The organism is Mammaliicoccus sp. RAM2, from assembly GCF_045897195.1.
Lineage (GTDB): Bacteria > Bacillota > Bacilli > Staphylococcales > Staphylococcaceae > Mammaliicoccus > Mammaliicoccus sciuri.
Window position 1 is genome coordinate 146,093 of record NZ_JBJNWI010000006.1, and the last position, 16,644, is coordinate 162,736.

At 32.8% G+C, this 16,644-nt stretch carries 17 protein-coding genes; 2 read left to right on the forward strand and 15 right to left on the reverse strand.

Annotation, left to right across the window (positions count from 1 at the left end; translation table 11 throughout):
• Positions 1–20 precede the first annotated feature (20 nt).
• Both ACJTHF_RS10450 and ACJTHF_RS10455 read right to left on the reverse strand, forming a co-directional pair.
• On the reverse strand, positions 21–782 hold the full coding sequence (locus tag ACJTHF_RS10450) for a 2-keto-4-pentenoate hydratase (protein ID WP_025904912.1): 762 nt from the start codon (positions 780–782) through the stop codon (positions 21–23).
• A gap of 13 nt (positions 783–795) precedes the next feature.
• Positions 796–1,272 carry a GNAT family N-acetyltransferase gene (locus ACJTHF_RS10455; RefSeq protein WP_084755369.1) on the reverse strand — a complete coding sequence of 159 codons (477 nt, stop codon included), beginning with the start codon at positions 1,270–1,272 and terminating at the stop codon, positions 796–798.
• A gap of 675 nt (positions 1,273–1,947) precedes the next feature.
• Here ACJTHF_RS10455 and ACJTHF_RS10460 point away from each other — a divergent pair.
• On the forward strand, positions 1,948–2,241 hold the full coding sequence (locus ACJTHF_RS10460) for an SDR family NAD(P)-dependent oxidoreductase (RefSeq protein WP_232157349.1): 294 nt from the start codon (positions 1,948–1,950) through the stop codon (positions 2,239–2,241).
• Positions 2,242–3,230: 989 nt separating this feature from the next.
• On the opposite strand, the gene ACJTHF_RS10465 is transcribed toward ACJTHF_RS10460, so the two are convergent.
• The 10 genes from ACJTHF_RS10465 to ACJTHF_RS10510 form a co-directional block, all read right to left on the reverse strand.
• The gene (locus ACJTHF_RS10465; protein WP_325878633.1) at positions 3,231–3,779 is read right to left on the reverse strand and encodes a nucleoside hydrolase; all 549 of its coding nucleotides are present in this window, start codon (positions 3,777–3,779) and stop codon (positions 3,231–3,233) included.
• 52 nt (positions 3,780–3,831) lie between these two features.
• Complete coding sequence (locus ACJTHF_RS10470) at positions 3,832–4,167, reverse strand: DUF1450 domain-containing protein (RefSeq protein ID WP_025904905.1); 336 nt, start codon at positions 4,165–4,167, stop codon at positions 3,832–3,834.
• Between the two features lie 78 nt (positions 4,168–4,245).
• On the reverse strand, positions 4,246–5,085 hold the full coding sequence (locus ACJTHF_RS10475; protein ID WP_232157351.1) for a biotin/lipoate A/B protein ligase family protein: 840 nt from the start codon (positions 5,083–5,085) through the stop codon (positions 4,246–4,248).
• 2 nt (positions 5,086–5,087) lie between these two features.
• Entirely contained in the window at positions 5,088–6,074 is a 987-nt protein-coding gene (pta, locus tag ACJTHF_RS10480; RefSeq protein ID WP_232157353.1) for a phosphate acetyltransferase, read from the reverse strand.
• Between the two features lie 113 nt (positions 6,075–6,187).
• The gene (locus ACJTHF_RS10485) at positions 6,188–6,868 is read right to left on the reverse strand and encodes a hypothetical protein (RefSeq protein WP_232157355.1); all 681 of its coding nucleotides are present in this window, start codon (positions 6,866–6,868) and stop codon (positions 6,188–6,190) included.
• 71 nt (positions 6,869–6,939) lie between these two features.
• Positions 6,940–8,739: a purple acid phosphatase family protein gene (locus ACJTHF_RS10490; RefSeq protein ID WP_058590861.1), complete on the reverse strand. Its 1,800-nt coding sequence runs from the start codon at positions 8,737–8,739 to the stop codon at positions 6,940–6,942.
• Positions 8,740–8,921: 182 nt separating this feature from the next.
• Entirely contained in the window at positions 8,922–9,830 is a 909-nt protein-coding gene (locus ACJTHF_RS10495; RefSeq protein ID WP_058590862.1) for an ABC transporter substrate-binding protein, read from the reverse strand.
• Between the two features lie 21 nt (positions 9,831–9,851).
• Positions 9,852–10,658, reverse strand: a complete 807-nt coding sequence (locus ACJTHF_RS10500; protein ID WP_025904899.1) for a MetQ/NlpA family ABC transporter substrate-binding protein — start codon at positions 10,656–10,658, stop codon at positions 9,852–9,854.
• Positions 10,659–10,665: 7 nt separating this feature from the next.
• Positions 10,666–11,337: a methionine ABC transporter permease gene (locus ACJTHF_RS10505; RefSeq protein ID WP_058590863.1), complete on the reverse strand. Its 672-nt coding sequence runs from the start codon at positions 11,335–11,337 to the stop codon at positions 10,666–10,668.
• A complete protein-coding gene (locus tag ACJTHF_RS10510) occupies positions 11,334–12,056 on the reverse strand; it encodes an ATP-binding cassette domain-containing protein (protein WP_048541415.1) in 723 nt (240 codons plus the stop codon). The genes ACJTHF_RS10505 and ACJTHF_RS10510 overlap by 4 nt, the downstream gene beginning before the upstream one ends.
• A 196-nt stretch (positions 12,057–12,252) precedes the next feature.
• Here ACJTHF_RS10510 and hemQ point away from each other — a divergent pair, with 196 nt between their 5' ends.
• A complete protein-coding gene (gene hemQ / locus ACJTHF_RS10515) occupies positions 12,253–13,005 on the forward strand; it encodes a hydrogen peroxide-dependent heme synthase (protein ID WP_037589946.1) in 753 nt (250 codons plus the stop codon).
• Positions 13,006–13,332: 327 nt separating this feature from the next.
• Here the strand turns inward: hemQ and gltS are convergent, their stop codons facing one another.
• The 3 genes from gltS to ACJTHF_RS10530 all read right to left on the reverse strand — a co-directional run bounded on the left by gltS (position 13,333) and on the right by ACJTHF_RS10530 (position 16,643).
• Positions 13,333–14,541: a sodium/glutamate symporter gene (gene gltS, locus ACJTHF_RS10520; protein ID WP_025904895.1), complete on the reverse strand. Its 1,209-nt coding sequence runs from the start codon at positions 14,539–14,541 to the stop codon at positions 13,333–13,335.
• Between the two features lie 210 nt (positions 14,542–14,751).
• Positions 14,752–16,230, reverse strand: coding sequence for an APC family permease (locus ACJTHF_RS10525; RefSeq protein WP_049319463.1), 1,479 nt, complete (start codon positions 16,228–16,230; stop codon positions 14,752–14,754).
• Positions 16,231–16,280: 50 nt separating this feature from the next.
• Positions 16,281–16,643 carry a DUF423 domain-containing protein gene (locus ACJTHF_RS10530; protein ID WP_232157357.1) on the reverse strand — a complete coding sequence of 121 codons (363 nt, stop codon included), beginning with the start codon at positions 16,641–16,643 and terminating at the stop codon, positions 16,281–16,283.
• Between the last annotated feature and the right edge of the window lies 1 nt (position 16,644).

Here is a 16,644-nt window from a genome sequence, read left to right on the forward strand (position 1 = left end):
GTTCCCTCCATTTCATCTAATTATTCTACAATAAACTCTATTTCGCCGACATTTTCATATACGGCTTTATACTCTCCTTGTGTTAAAGGTTTTGGCAAAATAAATGTTCCGCTTGAAATAAACATGCCAGGTGTTAATGAACGATTATATTCTTTAATTTCATTAATCAACCACTTAACAGCTTTAGCAGGATGTCCCTCAACTTCTGTACTAAATCCAGAAGCTAATTCTTTACCATCTAAATATAATGTCCCTTTAATGTTATCTATATCTTCATAACTTAATTTCTTAGGTTCACCGTATACAACGCCACCACTTACTGCGCTATCAGCAATAATTTCCGTTACAGATAAATTAGGGAACCAATTACTAAAACGTGAATCTGGAATCTCTACCCCTGGTGCAATCAAGCATTTATTCATGATATCCTCAAGGCTATCTTCTTCTGTTAATTCTTCTTGTACAATAAAGACTAATTCTAACTCTGCTAAAGGTTCATTTAAGTCATTTAAATAAATATGTTTATCCAAAATAGTTGTTTCTCCCATCGCACCATATAATGGCGTTGTTGAAGAAAAGATATCTCTCGTTTCTTGACTCGTTAAACTAATTTTATAACCTTTATGAATTTCAGTTTCTTCCTTACGCTGCAACACACCTTCTTGAATATCATATGCGGCATGTTCAGTTATATTCGATGGTAAAACACCATTTGGAATAATTGATTGATTCTCATAAGCTTCATAAAATTGCGAAATCCATTTATTTAGTGATTGTTCCATTACAATCAACCTCCTAAAAAGTTTTTTTCATTAACGTCGTGCGCATTGTGTCACCAAAAAGTAATTCTTCATATTCACGTATCACTTCAAAACCTTCCTTTTTATAAAAGGCTATACCGATATCATTCTTACCATCCACTTCTAAATAAACTTCATGATATGAATCTTTGTATTGATCTAAACCTGCCTGTAATAAAGCTTTACCATACCCTTCACGTTGCGCTTTAGGTAGAACATAATGAGAAGATAAATACAATTCAGTACCTTTGATAAAATTAGCAAAACCTACAATCTTATCTTCATCTTCTGCAACAAAGAAATCAGAATCATTAATGCGCTTTTGAAGCATCTCTTTAGAATAAGACGCATTTAAAAATGCCGTCACAGTGCTCGCAGTATAAATATTGGTATACGTATCATACCAAGCCTTAGACGCTACATTTTTAATACCTGAATAATCTTCAATTGTTGCTTTTCTTACATTTGCCATAAATATCTCTCCTCTATCTACCTTACACATCAATCGTCAATTCATGATGTCTATTAATCTAAGTTTGTAAATCCCCGTTTAATAATGTTCTAATGTACACATTTTAAATAACTTTATATCTCACATTATAAATAATTATATCATTTATATATTAAAAACTATAATATTCAGAATACTTAATTATACCCGAAGACCCTACAGAAATGTAATATTTGTTAAGTATGTTAACACAAATTTAAAATACAGAACGTCAAAATATAAAAAATGAAAAACTAACAATCATTTTTATCAAATAATAATCCCCTCACTATTAAAAGAGTAAACCACCAAACTCTTTAATATGTAATTACATAATAATTTATAATGTCACTAAGTGATTTATTATCTGTAGAGATAGATGCTTTACTCTTCTACTTCCATAGTGTGGGTTATATAGAGGATCATGTACCAATAGAATATTCTGCTTCTAAATATAGCGGCGATTTAAACTCATTTATCTTTAATATTTCTTCATAATTTAGCCATGTTCAAACAATTTATAAACTCGACGATAGCAATAATGCAGTCCAATCATGAATAAAAAGGTGATATGCTATCACAAATATATTAGAGCACTTCAAATTACAAGATAAAGTTGCAATCATTAGCGGTGGCAAAATAGGAATAGGTCAATCAATGGCATTAGCACAAGCAGGCGTTCAGATTATCATTGCAGATCATAACGCCTCATCAATTAAAGAAACACTCTCAGAAATTAAACAGAGTGAAGACTTTGAAACAGTTGCATTAAAAGTAGACATAACCGATCCAACATCGGTAAATCAAATGCTCAATAACGTCATAGAACAATTTGGCAAAATTGATATGTTAGTCAATAAAGTTGGGATGACATACAACGTAACAGAAGAAGAACTCACATTTGAAAATTGGAATAAAGTTATGAATCTAAACTTAAATGGAATATTTTGAGTGAGCTGATGTTTTAGGAGTCGATTGACGGGGCTTTGTGCACGAAGAATTCCAGATATCGTGCGTTATAGGGTTAAAATGGGGCCTGGCGCACGAAGACTCTCAAATATCGTGCGTTAGACCCTTAAAATAGGCCATAGCGCACGAAGACTCTCAGATATCGTGCGTTATAGGGTTAAAATGGGGCCTGGCGCACGGAGACTTCAAGCAAAGTTCCTCACTCCAACAGATATTTTATGAATTTATAATTTGAAGGCTGTGTTTTTACGAACATAGCCTTTTTATATTAAATTCTTTTAAGTTCTATTTATTTCACACTTTAAACACGGTAAAATTATATATAACTTGAAATGAAAATGGGGTTTTTCACATGAAATAAAAATGTTTCGAACAAAATAAGATATTTATAATTTTAAACTGTATTATTTATTGATAGCTTGTTTACTACTCAAAAAATTCCCTATTTTTAATTACTCAGGCTTTTTAGGAACGATTCTTTTTATTGTTGTGATACTCATATTAAGTGTTGTCATATATCAAGTTAACTTCTTTATCTATAGAAAAATCAAAAACTGCACGAGAGAAAATAAATATGATTAGAAGTAAGTAAAATTAATGCATAAGCTCTGTAATGTTATGTAGCTTGATTTTGTGTAAATATATATAATGTAATAAAAAAATCACTACAAGCATTGTTAAAAAACAAATTGTAGTGATTTTTTATTATTAAACTAACTTTTAAATACTGAACTATTTCAAAGGAGATGCATCACGAAACTCTTATACACTCTTTTAATTTATTATTTTTCAGTAATGATAGTATTTATCGTAGTCGAAAGTATACTTCAACGAGAATTAGAGATATCAAGAATCCTCATAGTCCCTTTAATTTCAAGTATTATTATGATTGCATTTAAGAAACAAGAATGAAGACGTCTAGAATTTTTTAATTCCTTAATAAACCATCTTCAAATCAATGTTCTTATACTTTAATACATACGTATACATTCATATACAAGATCGAAGAATTCGTCGACTTTGACGTTTTTGGCTACTTTAACGTTATGTTCTTTTTTGAGTACGTCCGATTCGTCACATACTGTTCGTCCATAACTTGGTCCGCGATTAATGTCGATTTCTACGTACATATCTTGAACTTCAAATAAGTCTTTATTTACGAGATAGCCTATTGTTGTTGCATCGTGTAATGGACCTGCTTCTAATCCAAATTCTTGGTATTGTGTTTTTAAAGTAAAACTCATTAAATCACTAAACAATTGGCCAGCTTTATTATTTGTTGATTCCATACGTTTTATAATTTCAGGTGTACATAGTGTCTTGTTTGTTACATCTAGACCCATCATAACGATTGGTATACCTGATTTAAAAACAATATATGCCGCTTCTGGATCAGCAAAAATATTAAATTCTGCTGATGGCGTTAAATTACCGTTACCGTATGCGCCACCCATTAATACAATTTCTTTAATTTTAGATGTGGATGAATTAAAAAAGTTAGCAAATATATAATATGGTATAAAAAAGCCCCCACTTCATGTTGTAGTGAGGGGATTATAGCTAATATCTATATTATGACTGTGTCTTTTTCAACTTCTTATTTAACTTCTCGTCTAATTCTTTTTGTCGACGTTTTCGTTCTTCATTTCTAAGTCGCAATCTTTCTTCTTCTTCTGGATCGCGTTTCTTTTGAAGTTGTTTTTGGATTTTTTCCATTAATTCGTCTTCTGTTAAAGCGGCACATGGGCGGTTATTTACGAATGCGAATGTCTTTCTTCTACCTGGTCCACAATATGATTGGCATGCTACTTCTATTTCAGCTTCTGGGTCTAATTTTTTAATTTTTTTCAAAAGTGATGGCAAGTTAACGGCTTGACAATCATCGCAGACTTGAAATTTATTTCGCATTTGTTCCCCCACCTTTCTTAATTGTTAATTTTGCAATAAATTATTATACCACCTTAACAGTTGTTTGAGAATGTCATTTTATCGTTTTTCCATATTTCGAATCATTTTATCATTGCGTTCAATCATTCGTTCGAAATATTTATCGTACAATGTCCATTCTTCTGTTGTGACAGGATCCATATTCAAAGTTGCACCTAAATTTTTCAAACTTCCTAACAGTTTAAATAATATGTCGTTAGTTGTATATTCAGTGCCTAATAATTCGTTCAATGAAGCCATGCTTTCAGGTATGATAGTCGGATAAATGAATTTTGTCTTTTCGTTTTTCAGTGCATGTTCATAGAATGCTTTCATCATTTCGGCACGTTCAGCGCCTGATCCTTCCACACATAAATAGATTTGAACTGCTATACCGCCTCTTACTCTTCGTTGTGATATACCAGCAAACTTTTGATTATAAATACTTAAATCATAACTACCAGGGCAGTATGATGCGGTAATTTCTTTATTCTCGATTTCATTAGTATCTTCTTTAAACATTTCACGAATAAGACGTAACATCACTTCATATCCTGTATCAATGGATACATCATGCTTACCTTTAAAAATTAAAGATATATTAAGCACACCTTTATCTAGCACAACACCTAATCCGCCAGAATTTCTAACGATTGCACTATAACCTCTAATATCATTTAAATAGGCAATACCATCTTTTAAATAAGGTAATCTAGAATCATGTATGCCTAATATCACGACGTGATTGTGTATCCATGTCCTAACAACACTTGGACTTTTATCATTTCCTACTTGATCACAAAATGTATCATCGAAACTAAAGGACTGCATTGGCTGCAGTCCTGAAGTGTGGTCAATGTATCGCCATTCTTGTGTAAAATAATCTTGCAAATTAGCCATGATTATAATGTTTGAGCAGCTGTAATGATTGAAAGACTATATACGTCTTCAGCTGAACAGCCACGAGATAAATCGTTAACAGGTGCGTTTAAGCCTTGTAATACAGGACCAACTGCATCAAATCCACCTAAACGTTGTGCAATTTTGTATCCAATATTACCCGCTTCTAAGCTAGGGAAGATAAATACATTTGCATCACCTTGAATTTCAGAATTTGGTGCTTTCTTAGCAGCAACTTCTGGTACGATTGCTGCATCAAATTGGAATTCACCATCTAATACAACATCTTTTAAATCTGTTTCTTTTAAGTTCTCTTGAGCAATAGAAACTGCTTCAGATACTTTTTCAGTATCAGGTGATTTAGCTGAACCTTTAGTTGAGAAGCTTAACATTGCTACTCTTGGAGACATACCAAATGCTTGAGCAGTCTTAGCACTTTCGATTGCAATCTCAGCTAGGTCTTGTGCATTAAGTTCTGGGTTAATTGCACAATCACCGAATACATATTGTTCTTCACCTTTAGTCATGAAGAATACGCCAGATGTTTTTGTAACGCCTGGTTTTGTTTTGATAATTTGTAATGCTGGACGTACAGTATCTGCAGTTGAATGTGCTGCACCACTTACTAATCCGTCAGCTTGATTTGTGTAAACTAACATCGTACCGAAGTAGTTAACGTTATTTAACAATTCTTCAGCTTGTTCTTGAGTTGCTTTACCTTTACGACGTTCAACAAATTTTTCTACTAAATCTGCTTTTAGTTCACTTGTTTCTGGGTTGATGATTGTAAGACCATCGATTGATAAGTCTACACCAGCTGCAGTTTCTTTAATTTTTTCTTCATTACCAAGTACGATTGGTGCAACCAAATCTGTAGCTTGTAATTTAACTGCTGCTGTTAATACGCGCGCATCTTCACCTTCTGGTAATACGATACGTACATTTTTACCTGATAGTTTGTCGCTTAGAACATTAAGTAAATTAGACATAATTGCCTCCTATATATGATTGCTATTATTTTTCCATTCACAATTATAACATTTTCTCATAAATTTTCACGTATCTAAACTGTGAATTTATATTGGATATTTTTAAAATATTATCATTTATATTCTGAAAGCAACATTTTCCATTTTTTATTTAAAATTTTATCCTTTGAAACTGTAAATTTTTCGTTTGGTTTTAAATTTGGATCTTTGCCGTTGTAATCTTTAGTTGCAAATCCTGTTGATAGGGATGGTTCACTATTTGGCTTGAATTGATATTCGTATACTTTACCGTTATCTGCAAACAAATATTTCGTAATCGGTTTATCCATTTTAGCGACACTACTGTATCCTTGAATATTATTTAAATCTTGTGCACATTCATCATAACCACCTTGATTATGCTTGCCTTGATACATCGTTAATCCAACAACGTTATGGATATTAAAATGTTTCCTCCCTGGTTTATCATGATCTGTTATTTGTATTTCACCATCGTCACTAATCGCATAGCCATCACCTTCCATTTGTTCATTTCGACTAAAATAACGATTAGTTACTGCTTTATGTTGATCTTGGCCATATTCGTCAGCAATTTTTAGTAACTTTTGTTTCAATTCATCTTTGTCTTGCTCTGAAAGTTGAATATGCTTAGTTTCAGCATGTTTCGTTTCACTATGTTGCTTTGTCTCTTCTTGTGAACTATTTTGACAACCGCTTAATATTAAGGTCATCACTACTGCCACACTTAAATAATTGAATACACGTCGCAAAGTAACCGCTCCTTCTATTAACAAATAGGCGCCTCCATATCATCATATCTGAAGGAGACGCCTTATGGATATTTATTTAACTTTAAAATCTATGATTAGTCTTTTTTAATACCGAATTCATCGACTAATTTAACTGTTCTTTGTTCACCTTTACTAATATCGCCATGTAATTGATAAATTTTAACGACTAATTTACCTTCAGATACATCATAAACTGAGAAGTTCTGATCAGATGAATCACGATTATTTTCATGACTATCGTTAAAAGCATCTGTCTTATGAGGTTGCTCACCTATCGCAAATAAACTATTATAATGATCTAATTCTTCTTGAGTTAAATCTTCTAGCTCTGGTCTAACTTTCTTAATATGTTCTAAAGGACGGTCGTATATACTGTCATACGCTTTTGTACCACCTGTATTAGGCAGTACATAGACTGAACCTTCTGGGTTGTCATAATATGTGATGTTATCTTGACCTCTAATTTGTTTGGCATCTTCTTTCTTAGCATTTACAAAGCTATTTTTAGTCGATGTATGTTCTAATGGTTTCGTACGAGAAAGCACATGGTCATGACCTTGTAATACTAAATCCACATCTAAATCATCAATTTGTTGAGTCAGTTCGTCACGTATTTTAGCAACATCTTCATCTGATAATGCATGATACGATTTAGAATACATTGGTTTATGCAGGTTTAAGATAACCCATTTAGAGCCATTCTTTCTGGCATCTTTAATATCTTGTTTAATCCATTCCATTTGCTCTTTGCCAATTGCTTTTTCTTCAGGATTATCTTTAGATTTCTTATTATCATTCGTATTAGCGACAACCATATGTGCACCATTATAATCAAACGAATAATAAGATCCACCATTGACCGCATTGTTTTCTTTAGGTACATTGACATGTTCGTTATACTTTGTCAGTAATTTTTCATCATCTTCACTTAACGCATATTCGTCATGGTTACCAGGTGCAGAAGCTACAGGTAGTGACATAAATGATGGACGTGATTGATCATATAAATCTAACCACTCATCTTCAATTTCTGCAGTTTCTACAAAGTCTCCTGTGTGTAATGCGAAGTTTGGATTACCTGCTGTTTGAATAGCATTGCTTAACGTATCTGCTCCAAATTGTGCTTCGTTTCTTACGTGTTCATTCCAATAAGCATTTTGTGTATCTGTATACTGTACAAATTGGAAAGGATCTCCGTTGTTGCCAGAAGTCTTAAATTGTCCAACTTCACTTTGAGGACCACTTGCACTACCTACGCGATAATAATATGTAGTATTCGGCTTTAATCCCGTTGCTTTCGCTTTATAATTATATTCAGGAACTGTCATTAGTTCAGACTTCCCATGTTTATCACCGCGCGTCCATTCAGCACCTTGTGCATGTTCATCTGTATAATATCCATTTATTTTCTCTTTACCTTGAGCATCTTTTACAGGTTCACCTTCATCATCTTTTTCTACATCCGCAAAGATGAAATTGCCGTTCTTATCTCGTTCAACATATTTAGAATCCACTTGCTTAGAAGTTGCATCAAACGCTTGTGCATCATCAAATTGACCCGACTCTGACACCCAAACTTTAGCATCATTAAATTGATCTGTCGTATACCAATTAAAAGCCATTTCTGTTTTCGTATCACCATTAAAATTCGTAATAATACGATTCGGCTGATTTTTCTTAGGTACAGGCGCTACTTCCGGTTTCTGTGACATCACTTTAATATCCGAATGAGATTGTTGATTCACAACAGACGAATCAGATCCCGAACCACCAGCACCACTCGCCTCAACCGTACCAGTTGTAGAAATCCCTAATAATAACATCATACAAGCCGTACCACTAATGAATCTCTTTGCTATTGACTGATTATACATGTACACTTCCTCCTAATTAACCCTATAGTGATTTAAAAAGCAATCTATTAAGAAGTATATCAATCATATTTTAACCCTATGTAAAGATAGTATGAGTATTGTATGAATGTAATATGAAGAGAGATAGAATAATAAAATAACAAAAAAGAAGCTCGAGTTGAGCTTCTTTTTTGTATATTACTTTATTTTTTTAATAGTTCTTTTTTAAATGTTTCTGCTTGTTTCTCTACTGAGATTAAATCTCCGTAGATTGCTTCATTACTTGTATAGTAAATGACGTTATTGTTTTTCACTGCTTTGTTATTTTTCCATATTGTTGAATTTGTAAATTCATTATTTGGTTTTTTTCCGTCTTTTGTTGGTATAAATAAGTAGTCTCCTGAATAATCGTTAAATTTTTCTTGAGGTACTTTCATGAATTTTTCTTTTGGCATTGCTTTTTTAGCTTCTGGATCTTCTTTTAATTTGAAGCCATCGAATAGTGCGTCACTACCTCTACCGAATCTTGCGCCGAACTGATAAATATCTTTTGCTTGTACGTCCATAATTGAAGCTGTTTTATCTGCTCCGATATGCTTTTTAATTTCTTTACCGTCTTTTAAAAGTTTATCTGATAGTTCGTCTGCTTGTTTTTTAGCTTTTTCTTCTTTGTTCACTAATTTACCGTATTCGATATGCGTTTGTTTATAATCTGTGTCTTGTACTTTTAATGATACGGTTGGTGCTATTTTTGAAAGTTTATTATTATTTTTATTTTCTTTATACGTTACGATTAAATCTGGTTTAAGCTTTGCTGCCGCTTCAACATCTTCTGGATCTATTTTCTTAACGTCTTTCATATCTAAATATTTAGAATCTGGGAATACACTTGTGATCGCTACTGGTTCTACACCTAATTTTTTCAAGTTACCATAGTTAGCTGTCAGTAATAGAATACGCTTTGGATTTTTAGGGATTTTTACTTTATCTCCGCTTTCAGTCGTAAATGTTCGTTCTTTACTGTCACTTTTACTACTTGATGCTTCGTTCTTATTACCACATGCTGCTAACAATAACGCTAAACATAATACAAAACTTAATAATTTTTTCATTTCTACACCTCTTATTTTATTTTAAAATGATGGAATTAACGTATCTTCATGTTTTTCTTTTAGATATTTTTTAACTGCATCACTTTTCATAACTTTATGTAATTCTTTAATCTTTTCTGAGTCTTTATTATCTTCTCTTGCTACAAGTTGAATTGAGAATCGTGAATCAATATTTTTCTCTAAGAACAGCGCATCAGCTGGTTTTAATCCAATTTTAGAAATGTAAGTTGGATAGTTATAGACAAGTGATACATCTTTTTCACTGTACGTTTCTGCTAAGTTCAACAAGTCTACTTTCAACCATTTGAAATCTTTAGGATTTTCGACGATATCTTTCGTAGTTCCATTTACACCAACGCCGTCTTTCAATTTAATAAGACCTTGTTCTTCAAGAATCGCTAATGCTCTACCTTCATTTGAAATATCATTTGGTATTGCTACTTTTGTACCTTTTGGAATGTCATTGATGTCTTTATATTTTTTAGAATAAAAACCAACTTTTGCATCATAAATCGGTTGAATCGCTACTAAATTTGCTTTTCGTTCTGAGTTGTATTTTTCCATAAATGGTTTATGCTGTGCAAAGCTTGCATCCGCTTCTTTACTACTTACCATATCGTTATAAGCAACGTTGTCATTCACTTGGACAAGTTTAATTTCCCAGCCGTCCTTTTTAGCTTCTTTTGCTGCTTCTTTAACGACGTCTGTCATTGGTGGTGCTTGAGAAGCTACTTTAATGACTTTGTCTTCGTTATCTTTTTTATTCGCGCCACAGCCTGCGATGATAATGCTTAACATTAATAACATAACAAATAAACTTTTTTTCATTTCTACACTACTTTCTTTTATCTATTTTTCGAGCTATAAAGTTTCCTAACATTTGTATGATAAATACACTAATAATGATGATGATGATTGAGAAATACATGATTTCATTTTCATAACTTTGGTAACCGTATCTGATTGCGAAATCACCTATTCCACCACCGCCAACAATACCCATGACTGTTGAATAAGACACCATGCTTACTGTCGTCGTTGTATATGCCAATATAATGCCGCTACGTGATTCAACTAATATGAAATTCCAAATATATTTATATGTTGTCGCACCTAGAGATTCTGCCAAGACTTTAATATCACCAGGAATATCTAATAATACTTGCTCAACCAACCTTGAAAATATCGCGATACCTACAATACTTAAAGGGATAATCGATGGGTATGGACCGAACGCACTCCCTAAAATCATACGTGTAAGCGGGATTAAACTGATTACAAATAGTAAGTACGGGAACGAACGTATAAATGTAATTAAGAAATTAAATGACCAATAATAATTGATATTTAAAGCTTTAATACTCGGGTTTGATAAAAATAATGCGATGCCTAGAGGTAGTCCAACTAGCAAAGTGATGAGCATGGAATAACCTAACATGATGCACGTTTCTTGTAAGGACTGAATCAATTCTGGTAAGTAGTAATTTATCTTTTCTAAAAATATCATTCTTCTAAACTCTGCCTAACATTCTCTAAATAAGAATTCGTATTTCTTTCTACACTTACTACTTTATTATCCATAACCTCTAACAATTGACCGTCCTCCATAACACATACTTCTTCACATAATTGTTTAACAACGCTCAATTCATGCGTCACAAAAATAATCGTAATATTATATGCTTTATTCACTTTCTTCAACATCTTAATGATGATTTCCGTGTTATGTTCATCTAAACTACTTGTCGCCTCATCACACAATAAAATATCCGGGTTTCTCACGAGCGCTCTTGCTAATGCAACACGTTGTTTCTCTCCACCGGATAATTGTGCTGGATAATAATCCTTTTTATCATTTAACCCAACAAACCCTATTAATTCATCTACTTTTGCTTTATCTTGCTGATTAATAATTTTTAAAGGCAAAGCAATATTTTGCTGAACGTTAAGGTTATTCAATAAATTATAATTTTGAAATACCATGCCTATTTTTTCTTTATACTTCCTTACAACACGCTTTGATAACGCTTCTGTATCTTTCCCGTCAAAAACAATGCGCCCTTCTGTTGGTTGTTCTATTAAATTCAGTAATCTCAGTAACGTCGACTTTCCCGAACCACTTTTGCCGACAATACCTGTAACAGATCCTGGTTCTATCGTTAAAGAAAAATCTTTTAAAGCAAAATTGTCATTATATTTTTTTGAAACATTTTCTAATTTATACAACTTTATACTCCTGTAAAATTATTTTAATAAAGAAACCTATTTTCATTATCTAATAATTGAAATCGATAATCAATATCAATTAATACATTTAAGTATTCTTTCTTTCACAACAATGTAAAAAGTTGAGTCCTTTCAACCTTATCTAGTATGATAGACTTGTAATGAAGATATCTTTTCTAAAAGGAGCGAAAGTAAAATGAACGAAGCAGCAAAAACATTAGATGGTTGGTACAGCTTACATTTATTTTATGCAATTGATTGGGCAAGCTTAAAAACTGTACCTGAAGAAGACCGAAACACAATGATCAGCGAATTCAAGACTTTCCTTGAAGCGTTGGAAACAGTTCATAATAATAAAGAAGGTTCTCATGCTTTCTATAACATAACAGGCCAAAAAGCAGATTTAATGTTATGGTTCTTAAGACCAGACGTTAAACAATTAAACGCCTTAGAAAATGAATTTAACAAGTTAGATATCAGTGACTTCTTAATTCCAACATATTCATACGTATCAATCGTAGAACTTTCAAACTATCTTGCAGGTGACTCTAACGAAGATCCATACGAAAACCCACATGTAAAAGCAAGATTATATCCAGAAGTACCACGTTCAGAATACGTATGTTTCTACCCAATGGATAAAAGACGTGACGGCGAAGACAACTGGTATATGTTAGATATGGATCATAGACGTAGCTTAATGCGCTCACACGGTTTAATCGGACGTAGTTATGCAGGTAAAGTAAAACAATTTATTACAGGTTCAGTAGGACTAGACGATTACGAATGGGGCGTAACATTATTCAGTGATGACATGTTACAATTCAAGAAATTAATCTATGAAATGCGTTTCGACGAAGTATCAGCAAGATATGGTGACTTCGGAGCATTCTATGTAGGTAATATATTAAATATTGATGAATTAGATACATTCTTTAAATTGAAATAATATAGAAAGAGCCTGGAACTGAGTGAAGTTCCAGGCTCTTCATATTTTGAGTGCTATTGATGTTCATTTTCAGTCCGATAATTTATTTTATCGGACTGTAAATACCATTTTCGGGTCGATATTTATTTTTATCTGCCTGGAAATCTTGTTTTCGGGTCGATATTTATTTTTATCGGCCTGGAAATCTTGTTTTCGGGTCGATATTTTATTTTATCGGTACATATTCCGCATTTCTGGACCGGTAAATTTTTTTATCGGTCCAGAATATTAATTAAGGCTGGGACATAATATAATATCCCAGCCTCAATCTCATTGTCATCAATATATTTAACTAAATATATTGATGAATAATGTAACAATTGGTACGCCTAGTAAATCTATTAGGAAGGCGCCAACTACTGGGACTACTAAATACGCTTTTGGTGATGCACCGAATTTTTTAGTTATAACATCTAAGTTAGCCATGGCATTTGGTGTTGCGCCTAGTCCATGTCCGATAAATCCGCCTATCATAACTGCTGCATCATAATTTTTACCTAGTCCTCTAAACACGACAAATACTGAGAATAGTACGATAAATACAATTTGTACTAATACAATAATTGTTAACGGTAGCGCCAATTGATAAATTTCTGTTAATTTAATACTCATTAACGCGATTGATAAGAATAAACTTAATGAAACATCACTTACTTGGTTAGTAATTTTCATATCAATGATGTTTAAGTTTCCGTAATCAGAGATGTTTCTTATGATAACTGCTACAAACATTGCGCCAACATAAACCGGAATATTTATTCCAGTTAAATTCGTAAATCCATCTCCAATATATGTACCAATCGCCATACATACTGCAATAATTGTAAATTGAACAATAAATACTGTTGTAGGGTTCATTCTACTATGTAAGTTCTCGTTATATCCCACTTCGCTAAAATCTATACCTGTATCTTTAGCATCTCCAGGTTTCAAATCAAACTTTTTAATTAAATATCGAACCACAGGGCCACCTATTAATCCACCTGCAACAAGTCCTAATGTCGCTGCTGCAAGTGCCGCTGTTACCGCAGAGTCTACACCTAATGATTCTAATGTCTTACCGTATGCCGCTGCATTACCATGACCACCTTCCATGGACATTGATCCAGCAGTTAAGCCAAGTAGTGGTGGAATATTTAATACTTTAGATAATGAAACACCGATTACATTTTGACAAAATGCTAAAATTCCACAAAAAACAAAATATAAAATCAGTACTTTTCCACCAAGTTTCAATAATTTTAATGACGCACCTAAACCTATTGTTGTAAAGAATGCCAACATAAAGAAGTCCTGTAGAAAATCAGAATCTAATTTAATTGTAATGACATTTAATGATTGTAAAATAGCAACTACAATAGCAAATAACAAGCCACCTATTACTGGCGCAGGAATACATAGACGTCTCAATATAGAAACTTTATTTACAATACCCTCACCTAATAAAAGTAAGACACATGCTATAGCTAAAGTTGTGACAGCATCAAACTGTAACATCATCGTTCCCCCTAAAACCTTATATTTTTATCTAGAAATCGTTTTCAAACACTGATGAACATTATACCTATCTCAAGTACAGAATGCTACCTTCTATAAAACAAAAATCAAATATTTTTACAAAAAGCTTAGTATAAAAATGTTTTATTACAAAATATCACCAACAAAAAACCAGACTAACGTCTCTCGCTAGTCTGGTTTACTATCTATTTATTTTTTCACTTCTGTTTTGGCTTCTAAGTCTATCATTTCTTCTTTTGTCTTATCTAATACTAAATAGTTTAATTCATCGTTCGTCATTTTCTTAAGTGATGGGTATCTTATCATAAAGAATACAATACCAAGCACTAACCAAATGAACAACGCGATATAAGAAGGTAATGATAAACTTGCTGGTGATCCTGGGATAAGTAATAAACCTAAGAATATACCAGCGATAATTGCACCGATAATCGCAAATGTTTTGTATTTTGGATGATACATCATGCTTCGTTTATCGTATGAAAATAATTTGAATGCTGATAAACATGTTATGAAATAAGCGATTGAAACACCTGTTGATGACATATCTACAATCCAAGTTAATGCTGTTCTACCTAACCATGGTGCAGCGAGTGCCAATACTAAAATAAATATAATACTAATATACGGTGTATTATATTTTGGGTGTAACTTTTTAAAGACGCTTGGCATAACAGATGCTCTACCCATAGAGAATAACAATCTACTTGAACTCATAAAGAATCCGTTCAATCCTGTGAATATCCCCATCAATATTGCGACGATTAATACTGCTAAACCAACAAACGAGAATGCTTCTTGAACGACTGAACCTGTCACCCATAAATCTCCACCTACAGATGATGCATCTTTAAATAACCAACTTGTTAAAAGTATCATCATCACATAAGTAAGTGCTGAAGCAATCAAACTAAATACGATTAACTTGAACGTCTTACTTGGTGAGAAGTTAAATTCTTCTGCCGTTTGCGGAATATTATCAAAGCCTACATATGCCCATGGTGCAACTGCCAGAATTACAACGATTGAGGCAAGCCATCCCATGTCATTATTGACAACAGGCTTAAGATTTGAGAATGAAAAATCATGCGTGAAAAATGATCCTGCAAATAAAAGTATGACAACAACTGCTAATATCACACAGAATATATATTGCAGACTTCCTGAAAAACTAGAACCTTTTATACTAATCCAAGCAAATATTAACAATATAAGTGAAGATAGTATAATTTCAGTTATGTACACATCCCAACCTGCTACTGTATATAATTTACCTTGTTCTAAAAATCCCGGCATAATAAATTTAAAAAGCAAACTAAATGCAGAGGCGTTTAAAGCAACGATACAAATATATCCAAATGTTAAAAACCATGATGAGAAGAATGATACATATTTACCGAATCCTAAGTATCCGAATGCAAAAGCACCACCTGATACTGGGAACTTTTCAACTAATGCACCGTAACTAACGGCAATAACAATCATCAATAATGCCCCGATAAATATACCGATTGAAGCACCTAATGGTCCAGCCTGACTAATCCAGTCACCTGGTAGTATAAATGCACCCCAACCTATACTTGAGCCGTAAGCAATGGCCCATACAAATTTTTCTGATAAGTTCTGATCTAAATTTCCTCTTGATAAATCTTTCTTTTTCCTAGCCATACATGTTCCACCCTTATTTTTAAATTTCGTGAAACGTAATTAACCTTTAATTAAATTTTCCAAACAGCAATTACGAGTAATAACCAACTTGCTATAAACAATACGCCACCTATTGGTGTAATAGCGCCAAGTATTTTAATTTGTGTTACAGCAAGTATATATAATGAACCACTAAAGAATACTATACCAAATGTCATCAACCATCCAACTACGTTTAAACTAATAGATGTTGTGCCCATAATGATACCAATTAAAATTAAACCGAGTGCATGATACATTTGGTATGTTGTTGCTTTACCCCATATATCTAAGTATTTAGCCGATAATTTATTTTCTAAACCATGTGCGCCAAATGCACCTGCTGCTACAGCGATGATTGCATTAATTGCACCTATTATAATAAATAATTTCATT

Bases quoted from the DNA above. Each gene is read 5' to 3' on its own strand.
- ACJTHF_RS10450 (WP_025904912.1), bottom strand. From the start codon at position 782: ATGGAACAATCACTAAATAAATGGATTTCGCAATTTTATGAAGCTTAT.
- ACJTHF_RS10475 (WP_232157351.1), bottom strand. From the start codon at position 5,085: ATGGCTAATTTGCAAGATTATTTTACACAAGAATGGCGATACATTGAC.
- ACJTHF_RS10500 (WP_025904899.1), bottom strand. From the start codon at position 10,658: ATGAAAAAAAGTTTATTTGTTATGTTATTAATGTTAAGCATTATCATC.
- ACJTHF_RS10470 (WP_025904905.1), bottom strand. From the start codon at position 4,167: ATGCGAAATAAATTTCAAGTCTGCGATGATTGTCAAGCCGTTAACTTG.
- ACJTHF_RS10495 (WP_058590862.1), bottom strand. From the start codon at position 9,830: ATGAAAAAATTATTAAGTTTTGTATTATGTTTAGCGTTATTGTTAGCA.
- ACJTHF_RS10455 (WP_084755369.1), bottom strand. From the start codon at position 1,272: ATGGCAAATGTAAGAAAAGCAACAATTGAAGATTATTCAGGTATTAAA.
- hemQ (WP_037589946.1), top strand. From the start codon at position 12,253: ATGAACGAAGCAGCAAAAACATTAGATGGTTGGTACAGCTTACATTTA.
- ACJTHF_RS10525 (WP_049319463.1), bottom strand. From the start codon at position 16,230: ATGGCTAGGAAAAAGAAAGATTTATCAAGAGGAAATTTAGATCAGAAC.
- ACJTHF_RS10530 (WP_232157357.1), bottom strand. From the start codon at position 16,643: ATGAAATTATTTATTATAATAGGTGCAATTAATGCAATCATCGCTGTA.
- ACJTHF_RS10460 (WP_232157349.1), top strand. From the start codon at position 1,948: ATGGCATTAGCACAAGCAGGCGTTCAGATTATCATTGCAGATCATAAC.
- pta (WP_232157353.1), bottom strand. From the start codon at position 6,074: ATGTCTAATTTACTTAATGTTCTAAGCGACAAACTATCAGGTAAAAAT.
- gltS (WP_025904895.1), bottom strand. From the start codon at position 14,541: ATGTTACAGTTTGATGCTGTCACAACTTTAGCTATAGCATGTGTCTTA.
- ACJTHF_RS10490 (WP_058590861.1), bottom strand. From the start codon at position 8,739: ATGTATAATCAGTCAATAGCAAAGAGATTCATTAGTGGTACGGCTTGT.
- ACJTHF_RS10505 (WP_058590863.1), bottom strand. From the start codon at position 11,337: ATGATATTTTTAGAAAAGATAAATTACTACTTACCAGAATTGATTCAG.